Genomic DNA, 15,960 nt, shown 5'->3' with positions numbered 1-15,960 from the left:
AACTGAGCTAACAGCCCTGAAACTCAGGAGGCAAATTATAGTGCACTCCGTGGCTTTTGCAAGCCCTGATTCTGAATATTCCAGAACCAGTTGAATCAATGGGGTGGCTGAGGGGATTCGAACCCCCGACCACCGGAATCACAATCCGGTACTCTAACCAACTGAGCTACAGCCACCATTGAATTTTTTATCCTGCCGCGAACACCGCGAAGTGGCGCGCCCGACAGGAATCGAACCTGTAACCGCCGGCTTAGAAGGCCGGTGCTCTATCCAGTTGAGCTACGGGCGCCCTGCTGAATGTCGCGTTCCAATCTCTTGGGGAGCGTTGGACTGGTCGGGGTAGAGGGATTCGAACCCCCGACATCCTGCTCCCAAAGCAGGCGCGCTACCAGACTGCGCTATACCCCGGCGGTGAACCCCTCGAGGTCATCCCCCGAAGAGACGCCATTGTGTCCTGACACCAGCGACCTGTCAACGGTTTTTTTCACACAAGCCAAATTCGGCTAAGCTCGACCGGCTACCCGCCTTCCAAGCGGCCAGAGTCATACAAGGAGACGACATGCGCAGCGGCAACCCGGCGTTGAAACAGGACACCTTTCTGGATTTGAACAGCGGCCGCGTGCTGGCCGGCGATCCCCGTGCAATGAGCCTGAATGGCACCGTCAACAAGACCGGGCTGCTGTTGCTGCTGGCCGTATTGACGGCCGCATTCTCCTGGCATGCCAGCCTGGATGCCAACGGCCTGCCCCTGCCTGCCGCCAGGCTGTACCTGCTGGGCGGCGCCATTGGCGGCTTCATCCTGGCCATGGTCACCATCTTCAAGCAGCAATGGGCACCGGTCACCGCCCCGCTCTACGCCCTGGTGGAAGGCCTGTTCCTGGGCGCCATCTCGGCCCTGTATGAAGCGCGCTTCGACGGCATCGTGCTGCAGGCCGTGATCCTGACCTTCGGCACCCTGCTGGCCTTGCTTGCCGCCTACCGCAGCGGCCTGATCAAGGCCACTGAAAATTTCAAGCTCGGCGTGGTGGCGGCCACCGGCGGCATTGCCCTGATCTATCTGACCACCATCGTGCTGGGCCTGTTCGGCATCAACATCCCCTACATCCACGATTCGGGGCTGATCGGCATCGGTTTCAGCCTGTTCGTGGTGGTGATCGCCGCATTGAACCTGGTGCTGGATTTTGACTTCATCGAGTCGGGCGTGGACAACGGCGCGCCCAAGTACATGGAGTGGTACGCCGCCTTCGGCCTGATGGTCACCCTGGTCTGGCTGTACCTGGAATTCCTGCGCCTGCTGTCCAAGCTGCAGTCACGCGACTGATCGGACCGGCCAGATCCACACCGAGAGGGCGCCTGCGGGCGCCCTTTTAACAGCTGCACCGCCGGGGCCGGCATCCCTGCCCCAGCTGCAGCGGCAGCGGCAGCGGCAGCCGGCCTTCCCCTGCAGCGCGCGGCCGCCAGCAATCGGGCAAACAAAAAGGCGCCCGAAGGCGCCTTTTTGCTGCTTGCCGCATGGCTGGCGTCGATTACAGACGCGAAGCGATGGCCTTGGCAAATTCCATGGTCGAACCAGTGCCGCCCAGGTCGCCGGTCAGCGAGTCCTTGGCATCCATGGTGGCGACGATGGCCTTGCGCAGACGCTCGGCGTTGTCCTGCTGGCCCAGGTGCTCCAGCATCTGGACAGCGGCCAGCAGCAGGGCGACCGGGTTGGCCTTGCCCTGACCGGCGATGTCCGGGGCGGTGCCGTGGACAGCTTCGAAAATCGCAGCGTCCTTGCCGATGTTGGCGCCCGGGGCCAGGCCCAGGCCGCCGACCAGACCGGCGCACAGGTCAGACAGGATGTCGCCGAACAGGTTGGTGGTCACGACCACGTCGAACTGTTCCGGACGCATCACCAGCTGCATGCAGGCGTTGTCGACGATCATTTCCTGGAATTCGATTTCCGGGTAATCGGCGGCCACTTCACGGGCAACCTTCAGGAACAGGCCCGAGGTCGACTTGATGATGTTGGCCTTGTGCACGGCGGTGACCTTCTTGCGGCCGTTTGCCTTGGCCAGTTCGAAGGCGTAGCGCACGACGCGCTCGGAGCCCTTGCGGGTCACGCGGGTGATCGACACGGCGGTTTCGCCGTCGGCCGAGACTTCCTGGCCTTCGGAGATGTACGCACCTTCGGTGTTCTCACGCACCGTGATCATGTCGATGTTTTCGTAACGCGACTTGGTGTTCGGGAAGGACACCACCGGGCGCACGTTGGCATACAGGTCGAAATGACGACGCAGCGACACGTTGATCGAGGTGAAACCGCCACCGACCGGGGTGGTCAGCGGGGACTTCAGGGCGACCTTGTTCTTGGCGATCGAATCCAGGGTGACCTTCGGCATCAGGTCGCCATGCTTTTCCAGAGCGGCCACGCCGGCGTCGGCCTCTTCGTACTGCAGGCCTGCGCCCAGCTTGTCGAGGATGAACAGGGTGGCGTCCATGATTTCCGGGCCGATGCCGTCGCCACGGATAACGGTGATTGTCTGGGTCATTGTCAGGATTTCCGAACAGGGAGGAATTGCAGCCCCTTCGCCGTAGGCACGGCAAAGGGGCCGTCAAAGCGGTTTCAACTGACAATTATGCCCGATCCGGCAGGATTGGCCCAAACCGACCTTGGTCGCAGGTTCATCTATGGTCATGCGCGGCGGGAGCCGCAGCACCGCCTTCAAGCTGGTCCAGAAAGTCCACCGCACGGCGCAGGTGCGGGATCACGATCGAACCGCCCACCACCAGGCCAACCGAGAAAGTTTCGAAGAACTCCTCGCGGCTGACCCCGGCGTCCTTGCACTGGGCCACGTGGTAGCTGATGCAGTCATCGCAACGCAGCACCAGCGAGGCCACCAGGCCCAGCAGTTCCTTGGTCTTCACATCCAGCGCGCCGGCCTGGTAGGTCTGCGTGTCCAGGGCGAAGAAGCGGCGCACCACCTGGTTGGGCTCGGCCAGGATGCGCTCGTTCATGCGCTTGCGGAAATCAGTGAACTCGGCAATGCGGTCGTTGCCGGCCTGCTCGTTGCCGCTCATGCCTGGCCCTGCCCGGCCAGCAGCGGCTCCAGCTTGCCTTCGCGGTGCAGGGCAATCATGTCGTCGTAACCGCCCACGTGGACATCGCCGATGAAGATCTGCGGCACGCTGGTGCGCTTGGTCAGTGCCATCATCTTTTCACGCTCGGCCGGGTCCAGGTCGATGCGCACCTCGGTCCACTGCGCGCCCTTGCTGTTGAGGAAATTCTTGGCTGCCACGCAGTACGGACAGACCTGGGTGGAATAAATGGTGATGGCCGGTTGGCTCACGGGGGAACTCCTGGGGGATGATTGTTGTCACTATGGTAGCGGTGCACGGCAAAGACCATGATGAGCGTTGGAAATCTGTGTCTTGCCCTGACCACCGCCCCTGCCGGAGCCGGCTTTGCCCACTGGCTCGACTGATCTGGAGCTCCACCGCCGTGCGATACCTGATGCTTGCCACCGCCCTCAGCCTTGCCCTGGGCCTGTCCACGGCACAGGCCCAGTCCCAGGGCCTGCCCGACATCGGCTCCTCGGCCGGCGAACTGCTCACCCCGGCCCGGCAGGCCGAATACGGCGCGATGTTCAAACGCGAGCTGCGCAACTACGGCTACCTGCTCGATGACCCGCTGATGGACCAGTGGCTGGACAACGTCGGCCGGCCACTGGGCGCAGCCTCGGCCATGCCACGGCAGAAATACACCTTCTTCATGCTGCGCGACCGCCAGATCAACGCCTTCGCCACCTTGGGCGGTTATGTCGGCATGAATGCCGGCCTGGTGTTGATGGCCGAACGCGAGGACGAGGTGGCCGCGGTGCTGGCCCACGAAGTGGCCCACGTCACCCAGCAGCATGTACTGCGCGGGGTGGAACGTGCCCAGCGCGACCAGATCCCGATCCTGCTGGGCATGCTGGCCGCGGTGATTGCCGCCCAGCAGGCCGGCGGCAGTTCGGCCGGCGAAGCCACCATGGCCTCGATCACCAGCGCGATGGGCCTGATGCAGCAGCGCCAGATCAACTACACCCGCTCCAATGAATCCGAAGCCGACCGTCTGGGCATCCGCACCCTGGCCCGCAGCGGCTACGACGTGGATGCGATGGCCGGCACCTTCCAGCGCATGGAGGCGGCCACCCGCTCCAATACCGGCGGCTACCAGACCCCGGAATTCCTGCGCACCCACCCGGTCAATGTGACCCGCATCAGCGAGGCCAAGCAACGCGCCGAGCAGATCCGCCAGGAGCACGCCCTGGACCTGCGTGCCGGCAGCAATGCCCCGTCGCTACCGGCCGCCGACGGCACCTTGCCCGAGCTGGAGCGTGGCTCGCTGCTGCCCCGGCTTGAAGGCCTGAGCCTGGACCTGGCCGCGATTGACCGCCCGGCCCCGGGCAGCCAGTTCCGCTGGGCCCAGGAGCGCCTGCGCGTGCTCAGCGCGCCGACCACCGCCGCCGCCCTGAACGAGTACGAGGCATTGGCCAAGCGCCAGGCCGATGGCCTGGATCCGGCCCAGCGCCATGGCGTGGCCCTGGCCCGGCTGCAGGCCGGTGGCAATGCCCGCCAGGTGGCGCAGTCACTGCAGGCACTGCTGGCCGAGCACCCGGACAACCTGTGGCTGGAAATCCCCCTCGCCCAGGCCTGGGCTCGCGCCGGCGAGGCCGAACAGGCCGATGCCATCATGCAGCGCGCGGCCAACCGCCTGCCCGGCAACCGCGCCGTGGCCCTGACCCACGCCCAGATCCTCAATGCCCGCGGCAGCGTGGCCGCCGCCCAACAGGCCATCACCCTGCTGCGGCCGCTGACCAGCGATGGCGAGACCACTCCGGAGCTGTACCGCCAGCTGGCCCGCGCCTGGGAACAGGCCGGTGACCCGGTTCGTGCCGGCGAGGCCCATGCCGAGGCCAGCTGGCTGGGCGGCCGTGCCGAGCAGGCCCTGCTGCAGCTGCAGACCCTCAAGCACCAGCAGCAGCTGGACTATGTCAGCCAGGCCCGCATCGATGCGCGCATCGAGACCCTGATGCCCGAGGTGCTTGAACTCAAGCGCCAGGGCGTGCATGACCGCGACCTGGAACCGCGCTGACGGCCCTGTCATCGTGCTGTCACCAAACTGTCGCCAAATAGCGGCTGCCACTTGACTCTCCTGCGGTGCACTGTGCTCAAGCGTATTTTGATCGTCGATGACGAACCTGCCATCCGTGACATGGTGGCCTTTGCCCTGCGACGCGGTGAATACGAGCCGGTGCATGCCGGCGATGCCCGCCAGGCGCAGACCGCCATCGCCGAGCGCGTGCCTGACCTGATCCTGCTGGACTGGATGCTGCCGGGCACCAGTGGCCTGGAGCTGGCCCGGCGCTGGCGCCGCGAAGCCCTGACCCGTGACATCCCGATCATCATGCTCACCGCCCGTGGCGAGGAGAACGACCGGGTCGGCGGCCTGGAGGCCGGCGTGGATGACTATGTGGTCAAGCCGTTCTCTGCGCGCGAGCTGCTGGCCCGCATCCGCGCGGTACTGCGCCGCAACCGCCAGGAAGACGAGGACGGCAATGTCAGCGTCGGTGCCCTGCGCATCGACGGCGCCGCCCACCGCGTGTACTGCAATGACACTGCCGTGACCATCGGCCCGACCGAATACCGCCTGCTGTACTTCTTCATGACCCATCCGGACCGCGTCTACAGCCGCAGCCAGCTGCTGGACCATGTCTGGGGCGGCAGCGTATATGTGGAAGAGCGCACCATCGATGTGCACATCCGCCGCCTGCGCAAGACCCTGGAGCCGTTCGGCGCCCAGGACATGGTGCAGACCGTGCGCGGCGCCGGTTACCGCTTCTCCGCCGCGGCCTGACCGTGCCGGCTCCCCGCCCTGCCCTGTGGCAACGGGGGTGCCATGCCCGGGCAGACAGCGGTACTGTCCCATCGTGAACCTGTCGGATGCACCCCACATGCAGCGCCACCTGCGCTCGGCCTGGCTGACCACCCTGGCCCTCTCTGTTTTCTGGCTTGGCCTGGCCGCTGCGCTCGGCGCCCTGGCCGGGCTGCTGTGGCCAGCCTTGGCACTGGCGGCGATCGTGCTGCTGGGCTGGCAGCACTGGCGCCTGCGCGCCCTGAGCCTGCGCAGCCTGTCGCGTCAGCGCCTGCCGGCCACGCCCGGCAATGACAGCTGGACCGCACTGGAAAACCTGCTGGCCCACAACCAGGCCCAGACCCGGGTCCGCAAGCGGCGCCTGCTGGAAATGCTCAAGGCCTACCGCGCCGCCGCCGATGCCCTGCCCGATGCGGTGGTGGTGGTGGACCGCAACACCCAGCGCATCGAATGGTTCAACCAGGCCGCCCTGCCCCTGCTCGGGCTGCATGGCAATGCCGACCGTGGCAGTGCCCTGGTCGCCCGCCTGCAGCCGATGCCGCTGGCCCACTGGCTGGCGGCCGGCCGCCATGCCGAGCCGATTCTGGATGCGACCTCGCCGCATGACCCCAACATCCGCCTGCACCTGCGCCTGGTGCCCTATTCGGACCACCGTTGGCTGCTGGTGGCGCGTGATGTGACCAAGCTGCTGCAGCTGGAGCGCGTGCGCCGCGACTTCGTGGCCAATGTCTCCCACGAGCTGCGCACCCCGCTGACCGTGGTCCATGGCTACCTGGACATGATGGAGCCGGAGGATTTCCCCGGCACCGGCCCGATGCTGGAAGAAATGCGCAAGCAGTCCCAGCGCATGACCCAGCTGGTGGAGGACCTGCTGACCCTGTCCCGGCTGGAGGCGCAGTCCCCGGGCGAGCTGGACAGCGTGCCGATGGCACCGGTGCTGGCCACCCTGCAACGCGAGGCCCAGGCCCTGAGCCAGGGCCGTCACCAGATCAGCGTGATCGATGACCCCAGCGTGGACCTGCGCGGCTCGGTGCGCGAACTGCACAGTGCCTTCTCCAACCTGGTCAGCAATGCGGTGCGCTACACCCCCGATGGCGGCAGCATCCAGATCCGCCTGCAGCGCCAGGGCGAAGCTGCGGTGCTGAGCGTGCGCGACAGCGGCTACGGCATCGCTGCCCAGCACATTCCGCGCCTGACCGAGCGCTTCTACCGGGTCTCCTCCAGCCGTTCGCGCGAGAGCGGCGGCACCGGGCTGGGGCTGTCGATCGTCAAACACATCCTTGGCCTACACAACGCGCGTCTGGTGATCCATAGTGAGGTCGGCAATGGCAGCGAGTTTGCCTGCCACTTCGATGCCAGCCATGTCACGGTGCGCAATGACACCGACGCTCTTCCCCTGGAAACAGCCACGCCATGATTTCTGCGCCAAACCTCGCCCAAGCCCGCCCCGATCCCGAGCAGCTGCGCGATCCGGCGCTGTACATCAACCGCGAACTGTCCCAGCTGGATTTCAACTTCCGGGTCATGGCCCAGGCCATGGACGAGCGTGTGCCCCTGCTGGAGCGGCTGCGCTTTCTGTGCATTTCCTGCACCAACCTGGATGAATTTTTCGAGATCCGTGCCGCCACCGTGCGCCATGCCCAGGAATTCGGCCTGCCCACCGCCCCGGACGGGATGAGCCCGCAGGCGATCCTGACCGCCATCCACGAGCGCTCCGCGCGCCTGGTGCAGCAGCAGTACGACTGCTGGAACACGGTGCTGCGCCCGGCCCTGTCCGAGGCCGGGGTCGAGGTGATTGCCCGCGACCAGTGGGATGCGCGTCAGCGGCGCTGGCTGCGTGCCTACTTCCGCCATGAAATCCTGCCGGTGCTCTCGCCCCTGGGGCTGGACCCGGCCCATCCGTTCCCGCGCATCCTCAACAAGACCCTGAACATCGTGGTCACCCTGAAGGGCGTGGATGCCTTCGGCCGCGCCGGGCACATGGCCATCGTGCGCGCGCCGCGCTCGCTGCCACGCATCATCAAGCTGCCCGAGCGCATTGCCGGCCCGCACGGCTTCGTGTTCCTGTCCTCGGTGCTGTCGGCCTTCGTCGAAGAGCTGTTCCCGGGCATGGAGGTACAGGGCGCCTACCAGTTCCGGGTCACCCGCAACTCCGAGCTGATCGTGGACGAGGACGAGGTGGAGAACCTGGCCCTGGCCCTGCGCGACGAGCTGGTCACCCGTGGTTACCGCCCGGCCGTGCGCCTGGAGATTGCCAGTGACTGCCCGCGCCCGATCGTGCGCGAGCTGCTGAAGAACTTCAGCCTGCCCGACAACGCCGCCTATTACATCGATGGCCCGGTCAACCTCAACCGGGTGATCCAGGTATATGACCTGGTCGACCGCCCGGACCTGAAATACCCGGCCCTGGTCCAGCGCGTGGCGGTGGAACCGGAAGGCCTGTTTGACACCATCTCGCGCCGCGATGTGCTGCTGCACCATCCGTTTGACAGCTTCTCCACCGTGCTGGAGCTGATCCGCCAGGCCGCCGTGGACCCGGAAGTGCTGGCGATCAAGCAGACCCTGTACCGCACCGGCAAGGACTCGGCCATCGTCGATGCACTGATCCTGGCCGCGCGCAACGGCAAGGACGTCACCGTGGTGGTGGAGCTGCGCGCGCGCTTTGACGAGGAAGCCAACCTCAGCCAGGCCGACCGCCTGCAGGAGGCCGGGGTGCAGGTGGTGTATGGCGTGGTCGGCTACAAGACCCACGCCAAGATGCTGCTGATCGTGCGCCGCGAAGGCCGCAAGCTGCGCCGCTACGTCCACCTGGGCACCGGCAACTACCACTCCGGCACCGCGCGCGCCTATACCGACCTGGGCCTGATCACCGCCGATGCCGACATCGGCAACGATGTGCACCTGCTGTTCCAGCAGCTCTCCGGGCTGGGCCCGAAGATGAAGCTCAAGTGCATGCTGCAGGCCCCTTTCAGCCTGCACAGCGGGGTGCTGGCCCGGATCGAGCGCGAGACCGAGCATGCCCTGGACGGGCGCCCGGGCCGGATCATCGCCAAGATGAATGCCCTCAACGAGCCGCAGGTGGTGCGTGCGCTGTATGCCGCCTCGCAGGCCGGGGTGCAGATCGACCTGATCGTGCGCGGTGCCTGCACCCTGCGCCCGGGCGTGCCCGGGGTCTCGGACAACATCCGCGTGCGTTCGATCATCGGCCGTTTCCTGGAACACAGCCGGGTCTACTGGTTCGGCAACGACGGCGCAGCCGAGCTGTTCTGCGCCAGTGCCGACTGGCTGGAACGCAACCTGCTGCGCCGGGTGGAGACCTGCTTCCCGGTCCGCGACCGGCAGCTGGCCAAGCGCGTGTACAACGAAGTGCTGCTCAACTACCTGCGCGACAACCTCAACGCCTGGGAGCTGCAGGCTGACGGCAGCTATGTGGCCGTTTCACCCGGGCCCGGCCAGGCGCCCCATTCGGCCCAGATGGCGCTGCTGGAAGGGATCTGAAACAGGGCCGGCAAACGGTGACGCCGGGCACAGGCCTTCGGCTACCATGGCGCCATGCCCAATTCTCTCCAGACCCCGGAACCGCTACAGGACGGCGACCTGCTGGCCGCCATCGACCTGGGATCCAACAGCTTCCACATGGTCATCGCCCGCTACCTGCTCGGCCAGCTGCGGGTGGTGGACCGCCTGCGTGAAACCGTGCGCATGGCCGATGGCCTGGATGGCAAGGGCGGCATTTCCGCCGACGCGCAGCAGCGCGCGCTGGACTGCCTGGCCCGCTTCGGCCAGCGCATCCGCGACCTGCCCAATGTGCGCGTGCGCGCCCTGGCCACCAACACGGTGCGCAAGCTGCGCCAGCCGCGCGCCTTCCTCGACCCGGCCGAGGCCGCCCTGGGCCACGCCATCGAGGTGGTGTCCGGCCGCGAGGAAGCCCGCCTGATCTATCTGGGCGTGGCCCATGCCCAGCCGCCCAAGCCCGGCCAGCGCCGGCTGGTGATCGACATCGGTGGCGGCTCCACCGAGTTCATCATCGGCAGCGGCTTTGAACCGATCGAACGCGAGAGCCTGCAGGCCGGCTGCATTGCCTCCACCCGGCGCTTCTTTCCCGATGGCAAGCTCAGCCGCAAGCGCTGGCGCGATGCGCTGAACACCATTGGCGCCGAATTCCAGTCCATTTCCAGCCGCTACCGCGCGCTGGGCTGGGACGAGGCGGTGGGGTCGTCGGGCACCCACAAGGCGATCAGCGAGATCTGCCAGAAGATGAAACTGTCCAAGGGGGCGATCACCGCCACCGCCCTGCCCCAGCTGCGCGATGCGCTGCTGCAGGCAAAGCATGTGGACGAGATCGACCTGCCCGGGCTGTCGGCCGACCGCCGCCCGATCATTGCCGGTGGCGTACTGGTGCTGGAGGCGGCCTTCAATGCCCTGGCCCTGGAAAAGCTCAACGTCAGCAAGGCCGCCATGCGCGAAGGCATCCTGTATGACCTGCTCGGCCGCCACGGCGACAATGACCTGCGTGATGCCTCGCTGGCCGCACTGAGCCTGCGCTACGGCATCGACACCGAGCAGGCGGCGCGGGTGGAAGACACCGCCCTGGCCCTGTTTGAGCAGGTGGCCGATGACTGGCAGCTGGAAGCGGACGATGCGCAGATGCTGCGCTGGGCCGCCCGCCTGCACGAGATCGGCCTGGTCATTTCGCACAACGGCTACCACAGCCACGGCGCCTACCTGCTCGAGCATTCGGACATTGCCGGCTTCTCGCGCCAGGAGCAGCAGATGCTGGCCGCCCTGGTCCGCAGCCATCGCCGCAATGTGGGCAAGTCGGCCTTCGATGCCCTGCCCGACCGCCTGCTGCCCACCGCCCGCCGGCTGACCGCACTGCTGCGCATCGCCGTGCTGCTGCACCGTTCGCACGAGGCCGATCCGATCCCGCGCCTGTGGCTGCACTGCCATGACAACGTGCTGCAGCTGCAGCTGGATGCGGCCTACCTGGAAGCCCGGCCGCTGCTGCAGGCCGACCTGCAGGGGGAAATCCAGGCCAGTGCCAGCCTCGGCTTCACCTTGCAGCCCGAGCTGACCTGAACCACCTGCACAGGCCCGTCCCGGGGCCGCTCGCTACAATGCCGCCATGAGTACGTTTTTTCTTTCCGACCTGCACCTGGATCCCAGCCGTCCGCAGGTCACTGCGCTGGCCCTGGCCTTCCTGCACGGGCCGGCCATGCAGGCCGAGGCGATCTACATCCTGGGCGATCTGTTCGAAGCCTGGATCGGTGATGACGCCACCCAGCCGCCAGCCGATGCCATTGCCGATGCCCTGCAGGCCCTGCACCAGGCCGGGGTGCCGGTGTATTTCGTGCACGGCAACCGTGATTTCCTGCTCGGGGCCGACTATGCCCGGCGCAGCGGCATGCGCCTGCTGCCGGACCCGGCGGTTGTGGACCTGTACGGTACGCCGACGATCATCCAGCACGGTGACCTGCTGTGCACCGATGACACCGCCTACCTGGCCTTCCGGGCCCAGGCCCGCGACCCGGCCTTCATTGCCGGTTTCCTGGCCCAGACCCCGGCCCAGCGCATTGCCTTCGCCAACAAGGCCCGCCAGGCCAGCGCGGCCAGCCAGGAGGCGATGAAGGACAGCAGCCAGGCGATGTTTGAGGCGATCACCGACGCCACCCCGGCCGCGATCGAGCAGGACTTCGCCCGCTACGGCTGCACCCGGATGATCCACGGCCACACCCACCGCCCGGCCCTGCACTACCACCAGGTCGATGGACGCACCTGCACCCGGGTGGTGCTGGGTGACTGGTATGAGCAGGGCTCGATCCTGCAGGTGGATGCCGATGGCATGGCCCTGCAGCAGCTGCCCCTGCCCGGTTGAGACCGCCGCCGGTGTAGCAATAGCAAAGGCCCGCAGAAGCGGGCCTTTGTCATCAGGGCGGAGCGGGCCGGCTCAATCGGCGACGCGGGCGCAGCCCTCCAGCACGCGCCCATAGATGCTCCAGCTCACCCGCCAGGGATGGACCTGGTCGGACATGCCATCCGAACACGGCCCGGCACCGAGGGTCAGGCTGACCGCCTGCCCCTGCAGCTGGCCGTTGTAGCGCCGCTGCAACGGCAGCACCTCGGTGCTGGCGGTGAAATCGATGCCGTCCATGTTTTCCGGCGAGCTCCAGTGCAACGCGTCGCCATCCACCCGCACACTCCAGAACGGCTCGTTGCCGAAGGCGACAAATTTCAGAGGCAAGGCGCTGGCGGCGGCCGCATCCACCGCTGCCGAGGTCGGCGCCGGCGGCGCCGGTGGTGGCTGCCTGTTCGCGGCCGCCTCCTCAGTGGCCGGCCGCGAACAGGCAGCCAGGCCCAGCATTCCTGCCAACAACATCAGTCGTTGCAACATCACCCGTCTCCTTGCGTGCATGTGCCCAGCACCATGCCATGAATGCGGCGTGCAAGGGGCGCTGCATGGTGAACAGCCCGCGCTTCCGGCAGACAAGCCCCGTACCGTGCGACGGGCTGCGGCAAGAGCCAGGCTCAGGCCGTGGGCGGCTCGACCAGCAGCAACAGTTCGTCTTCGTCGAACCCGGCCAGCAGGCGGGCTTCATCGTTGAACGGGCCATGCAGGTAGCCGCCGGCATATTCGATGAGCAGCTCTCGGAAGCGTGGCCGTGGCTCGACCCGGGCTTGGCGGCAATACCAGTGGTACCAGCGGGTGCCGGCGGCCACATGGGCCACTTCCTCGCGCAGGATGATCTCCAGCACATCGGCGGTGGCCTCATCGCCCAGCCCGCGCAACTTGCCGATCATCGCCGGGGTCACATCCAGCCCTCGCGCTTCGAGCACGCGCGGCACCAGGGCCATCCGGGCCAGGCCATCGTGGGCGGTCTTCTCGCACATTTCCCACAGCCCGTTGTGGGCCGGGAAATCGGCATAGTCATGCCCGTGTGCACGCAGGCGCGCACGCAGCAGGCCGAAATGGCGCGCCTCGTCATCGGCGCAACTGACCCAGTCAGCAGTGAAGCTGGCCGGCAGGCCACGGAAGCGGTAGACCGCGTCCCAGGCCAGGTCGATGGCATTGAGTTCGATATGGGCAATGGCGTGGATGAAGGCCGCACGACCGGCCACCGAGCCCAGGCCACGGCGCGGCAGCTTGCTCGGGTGGACCAGCTCCAGCGTCGCCGGCCGCCCGGGCATGCGGATCGGCTCGGGCGCCGCTGCATTGGCCGGCGCCTTCAGACGCCCGTCGCGGTACAACGCCGCGAAGTGCCGCGTCATCGCCGCCTTGGTCGGCGGGTCACTTTCGGCCAGGCACAGTTGCGCGGCGGCGTACAGGTCACCGCCGGCATCGGGCATCAGCACATCCACCACGTCCATCCCGCTCAGCCGCGCTGCTGCTTGGCGCCGTCGTTGCGCAGCTGCTGGATACGCTCGAAGTAACCCGGCTCGATGCCGGTGACGTACTGGCCATTGAAGCAGGACGAATCGAACTGGGTCAGCGCCGGGTTGCCTTCGCGCACCGCTGCCTCCAGGTCTTCCAGGTCCTGGTAGATCAGCCAGTCACAGCCCAGGTGGGCCTGGATCTGCTCCACGCTGCGGCCATGGGCCACCAGCTCCTCGGCGGCCGGCATGTCGATGCCGTACACGTTGGGATGGCGCACCGGCGGCGCGGCACTGGCCAGATAGACCTTGCGTGCACCGGCATCGCGGGCCATCTGCACGATCTGCTGGCTGGTGGTGCCACGCACGATCGAGTCATCCACCAGCAGCACCACCCGGTTGCGGAACTCCAGATGGATCGGGTTGAGCTTGCGGCGCACCGATTTCACCCGCTCGCCCTGGCCGGGCATGATGAAGGTACGGCCGACGTAACGGTTCTTGACGAAGCCCTCGCGGTACTTCACCCCGAGCACGTTGGACATCTCCAGGGCCACGTCACGCGAGGTGTCCGGGATCGGGATGATGGTGTCGATGTCATGGTCCGGCTTCAGGCGCAGGATCTTCTCGCCCAGCTTGGTGCCCATACGCATGCGCGCCTTGTGCACCGAGACGTTGTCGATCATCGAATCGGGGCGGGCGAAATACACGTATTCGAAGATGCACGGCGACATCTTGGTCGCGGTGGCGCAGATCTCGCTGTGCAGCTGGCCCTCGTTGGTGATCACCAGTGCCTCGCCCGGGGCGATGTCACGCACGCGGGTGAAGCCCAGCACATCCAGCGCCACCGATTCGGAGGCCACGATGTATTCCTCGCCGGCCTCGGTTGCGCGCTTGCCCAGCACCAGCGGGCGGATGCCGTGCGGGTCACGGAAGGCGACCAGGCCCAGGCCCAGCACCAGCGAGACCACCGCATAACCGCCCTTGCAGCGGCGGTGCACACCGGCCACGGCGCGGATCGCCGCTTCCGGGGTGAGCATGCGCTGTGCATCCAGCTCGTAGGCAAACACGTTCAGCAGCACTTCGCTGTCCGAATCGGTGTTGATGTTGCGGCGGTCCGCCTCGAACACCTGCTGGCGCAGGGCCTCGGTGTTGATCAGGTTGCCGTTGTGGGCCAGGGCAATGCCGTAGGGCGAATTGACGTAGAACGGCTGGGCTTCATCCATGCCGGCCGAGCCGGCCGTGGGATAGCGCACATGGGCAATGCCGACGTGGCCGCGCAGCATCGACATCCGGGTTTCGTCAAAGACGTCGCGGACCAGGCCATTGCCCTTGTGCACGCGCAGGCGGGTGCCGTCTGCCGTTGCGATACCGGCGGCGTCCTGGCCACGATGCTGCAGGACAGTCAGGCCGTCATACAGCTGACCGGCGACGTTCGAGTTGCCAACAATTCCGACAATGCCACACATGCTTGCGCGTTCTCCGCGGAAATACAGTAACCAAGGGACTGGCCCATCAATGGCCGTGAGCGTTGACCCGTGCCGGGTCCTGGGCCGGACGCACCTGCGCCGGATCAATATTGGCGGGCAGCACCCGGGCCGGGTCCTGCTGGACGGGCGTGGTGGTCGTCGCCGGCTTCTGCCCCAGCGCCTGACGCACCATCTGTTCCATCCCACTGCCCAATTGGATGTCGTTGAGGGCGGCATTATCGCCTGTGCCGGCGTCCTTGCCCACGCCCATTTGTCCCAGTGCCGACAAGTCCATCCCACCCAGCCCGGGCAGCTGGTCCAGCCCCGGCAGGGCCGGCATGTCCGGCACGCTCAGGTCCGGCAACTGCGAGCGCATCCAGCTGGCCACCGGGCTGACCACGGGCAACACGTGTGACTGCTGCCAGACCGGTTCACGCGGCAACGGGGTGAAGCTGGCCATCACCACCAGCACGGCGGCAAAGAACACCCCGCGCAGGGCCCCCAGGCCAAAGCCCAGGGCACGATCGGTACCGGTCAGGCGCATCGATTCCATGGCGCTGCGCACCGCCCAGCCTGCCATGAACACCACCACCATCACGCAGATGAAAACCAGCACATAGCCACCGAGCATATGGCTGGCACGCACCGCCTGGCCTTCGGCCAGCCAGCGACCGGCATCGGCACCGAACTGGAAGGAGGCCCAGCCGGACAGCAGCCAGCTGGCGGCACCGACGACGATGCCGACAAAGCCCCGCATCAAGCCCAGCAGGGCGGATATGCCGATGATGGCAAGCAGGATCAGGTCAAACATGGCTCAGGCCTCCATGGCGTCGGGTGGGAACGGCGCCCCCTGCGCCTGGAACAAACTGGCGCGGCATCAGGGATGCTGGCGCACCATGCCGCTGGTACCGGTACGTGCGGCGAGCTGGGCCTTGAGCTGCTCGGCGGCCTCGCGGCTGGCCACCGGGCCCACACGCACCCTGCTCAGGGTGCCGTGGTCGGACGGCACCTGTTCAACGAAGGCACTGAAACCGGCACTGCGGGTACGGTCACGCAGCGCATTGGCTTCGCTGGCGTTGGAGAAGGCACCGAGCTGGACCACCCAACCCACCCCGCCAGCGGCGGCACGCGGGGCGGGCGTCGGCGCCGGTACGGCCGGCGTGGTCTTGGCCGGCTCCGGACGGGTCGCCACCGCCGGAGCGGGTGCCGGGGCCGGGGCCGGGGTCTGGG

Annotated in this window: 15 protein-coding genes and 3 tRNA genes; 7 read left to right on the top strand and 11 right to left on the bottom strand. The window is 66.9% G+C overall.

Features of this window, described 5'->3' with window-relative positions:
- Positions 1-99: 99 nt before the first annotated feature.
- The 3 genes from ABB30_RS13635 to ABB30_RS13625 form a co-directional block, all read right to left on the bottom strand.
- A tRNA-His gene (locus ABB30_RS13635) sits at positions 100-176 on the bottom strand.
- Between the two features lie 36 nt (positions 177-212).
- Positions 213-289, bottom strand: a tRNA-Arg gene (locus ABB30_RS13630).
- Positions 290-331: 42 nt separating this feature from the next.
- Positions 332-408 (bottom strand) — tRNA-Pro (locus tag ABB30_RS13625).
- 151 nt (positions 409-559) lie between these two features.
- Between ABB30_RS13625 and ABB30_RS13620 the strand changes: the two genes are divergently transcribed.
- Entirely contained in the window at positions 560-1,321 is a 762-nt protein-coding gene (locus ABB30_RS13620) for a Bax inhibitor-1/YccA family protein (protein WP_057638859.1), read from the top strand.
- 205 nt (positions 1,322-1,526) lie between these two features.
- On the opposite strand, the gene ABB30_RS13615 is transcribed toward ABB30_RS13620, so the two are convergent.
- From ABB30_RS13615 to grxC, 3 genes are all read right to left on the bottom strand, one after another.
- Positions 1,527-2,531 (bottom strand): isocitrate dehydrogenase, encoded by a 1,005-nt coding sequence (locus ABB30_RS13615; protein ID WP_057638858.1) that lies wholly within the window; start codon positions 2,529-2,531, stop codon positions 1,527-1,529.
- A gap of 133 nt (positions 2,532-2,664) precedes the next feature.
- Positions 2,665-3,060: a carboxymuconolactone decarboxylase family protein gene (locus ABB30_RS13610; RefSeq protein ID WP_057638857.1), complete on the bottom strand. Its 396-nt coding sequence runs from the start codon at positions 3,058-3,060 to the stop codon at positions 2,665-2,667.
- Entirely contained in the window at positions 3,057-3,329 is a 273-nt protein-coding gene (grxC, locus tag ABB30_RS13605) for a glutaredoxin 3 (RefSeq protein WP_057638856.1), read from the bottom strand. Before grxC ends, ABB30_RS13610 begins: the two co-directional genes overlap by 4 nt.
- Before the next feature lie 152 nt (positions 3,330-3,481).
- Here grxC and ABB30_RS13600 point away from each other — a divergent pair, with 152 nt between their 5' ends.
- From ABB30_RS13600 to lpxH, 6 genes are all read left to right on the top strand, one after another.
- A complete protein-coding gene (locus tag ABB30_RS13600) occupies positions 3,482-5,116 on the top strand; it encodes a M48 family metalloprotease (RefSeq protein ID WP_057638855.1) in 1,635 nt (544 codons plus the stop codon).
- 72 nt (positions 5,117-5,188) lie between these two features.
- Positions 5,189-5,878, top strand: a complete 690-nt coding sequence (gene phoB / locus ABB30_RS13595; protein ID WP_057638854.1) for a phosphate regulon transcriptional regulator PhoB — start codon at positions 5,189-5,191, stop codon at positions 5,876-5,878.
- Positions 5,879-5,975: 97 nt separating this feature from the next.
- Positions 5,976-7,313 (top strand): phosphate regulon sensor histidine kinase PhoR, encoded by a 1,338-nt coding sequence (phoR, locus tag ABB30_RS13590; protein ID WP_057638861.1) that lies wholly within the window; start codon positions 5,976-5,978, stop codon positions 7,311-7,313.
- Positions 7,310-9,394: a polyphosphate kinase 1 gene (ppk1, locus tag ABB30_RS13585; RefSeq protein WP_057638853.1), complete on the top strand. Its 2,085-nt coding sequence runs from the start codon at positions 7,310-7,312 to the stop codon at positions 9,392-9,394. The genes phoR and ppk1 overlap by 4 nt, the downstream gene beginning before the upstream one ends.
- A gap of 54 nt (positions 9,395-9,448) precedes the next feature.
- Positions 9,449-10,975 (top strand): exopolyphosphatase, encoded by a 1,527-nt coding sequence (gene ppx, locus ABB30_RS13580; protein ID WP_057638852.1) that lies wholly within the window; start codon positions 9,449-9,451, stop codon positions 10,973-10,975.
- A gap of 46 nt (positions 10,976-11,021) precedes the next feature.
- A complete protein-coding gene (lpxH, locus tag ABB30_RS13575) occupies positions 11,022-11,771 on the top strand; it encodes a UDP-2,3-diacylglucosamine diphosphatase (RefSeq protein ID WP_057638851.1) in 750 nt (249 codons plus the stop codon).
- A 72-nt stretch (positions 11,772-11,843) separates the two neighbouring features.
- Here the strand turns inward: lpxH and ABB30_RS13570 are convergent, their stop codons facing one another.
- The 5 genes from ABB30_RS13570 to ABB30_RS13550 form a co-directional block, all read right to left on the bottom strand.
- Positions 11,844-12,287, bottom strand: coding sequence for a COG3650 family protein (locus ABB30_RS13570; protein ID WP_152980751.1), 444 nt, complete (start codon positions 12,285-12,287; stop codon positions 11,844-11,846).
- A 134-nt stretch (positions 12,288-12,421) separates the two neighbouring features.
- Entirely contained in the window at positions 12,422-13,261 is an 840-nt protein-coding gene (locus ABB30_RS13565) for a ferritin-like domain-containing protein (protein ID WP_152980750.1), read from the bottom strand.
- A 5-nt stretch (positions 13,262-13,266) separates the two neighbouring features.
- Positions 13,267-14,730, bottom strand: coding sequence for an amidophosphoribosyltransferase (purF, locus tag ABB30_RS13560; RefSeq protein ID WP_057638849.1), 1,464 nt, complete (start codon positions 14,728-14,730; stop codon positions 13,267-13,269).
- A 46-nt stretch (positions 14,731-14,776) separates the two neighbouring features.
- The gene (locus tag ABB30_RS13555; protein ID WP_057638848.1) at positions 14,777-15,541 is read right to left on the bottom strand and encodes a CvpA family protein; all 765 of its coding nucleotides are present in this window, start codon (positions 15,539-15,541) and stop codon (positions 14,777-14,779) included.
- A 66-nt stretch (positions 15,542-15,607) separates the two neighbouring features.
- Positions 15,608-15,960, bottom strand: a 353-nt coding sequence (locus ABB30_RS13550) for an SPOR domain-containing protein (protein WP_211263491.1), incomplete at its 5' end; no start/stop codon positions are given.

Origin of the sequence: Stenotrophomonas ginsengisoli (genome assembly GCF_001431485.1) — a bacterium.
GTDB classification, from domain to species: Bacteria; Pseudomonadota; Gammaproteobacteria; order Xanthomonadales; family Xanthomonadaceae; genus Stenotrophomonas; species Stenotrophomonas ginsengisoli.
This window is presented reverse-complemented; position numbering and strand designations above follow the sequence as displayed.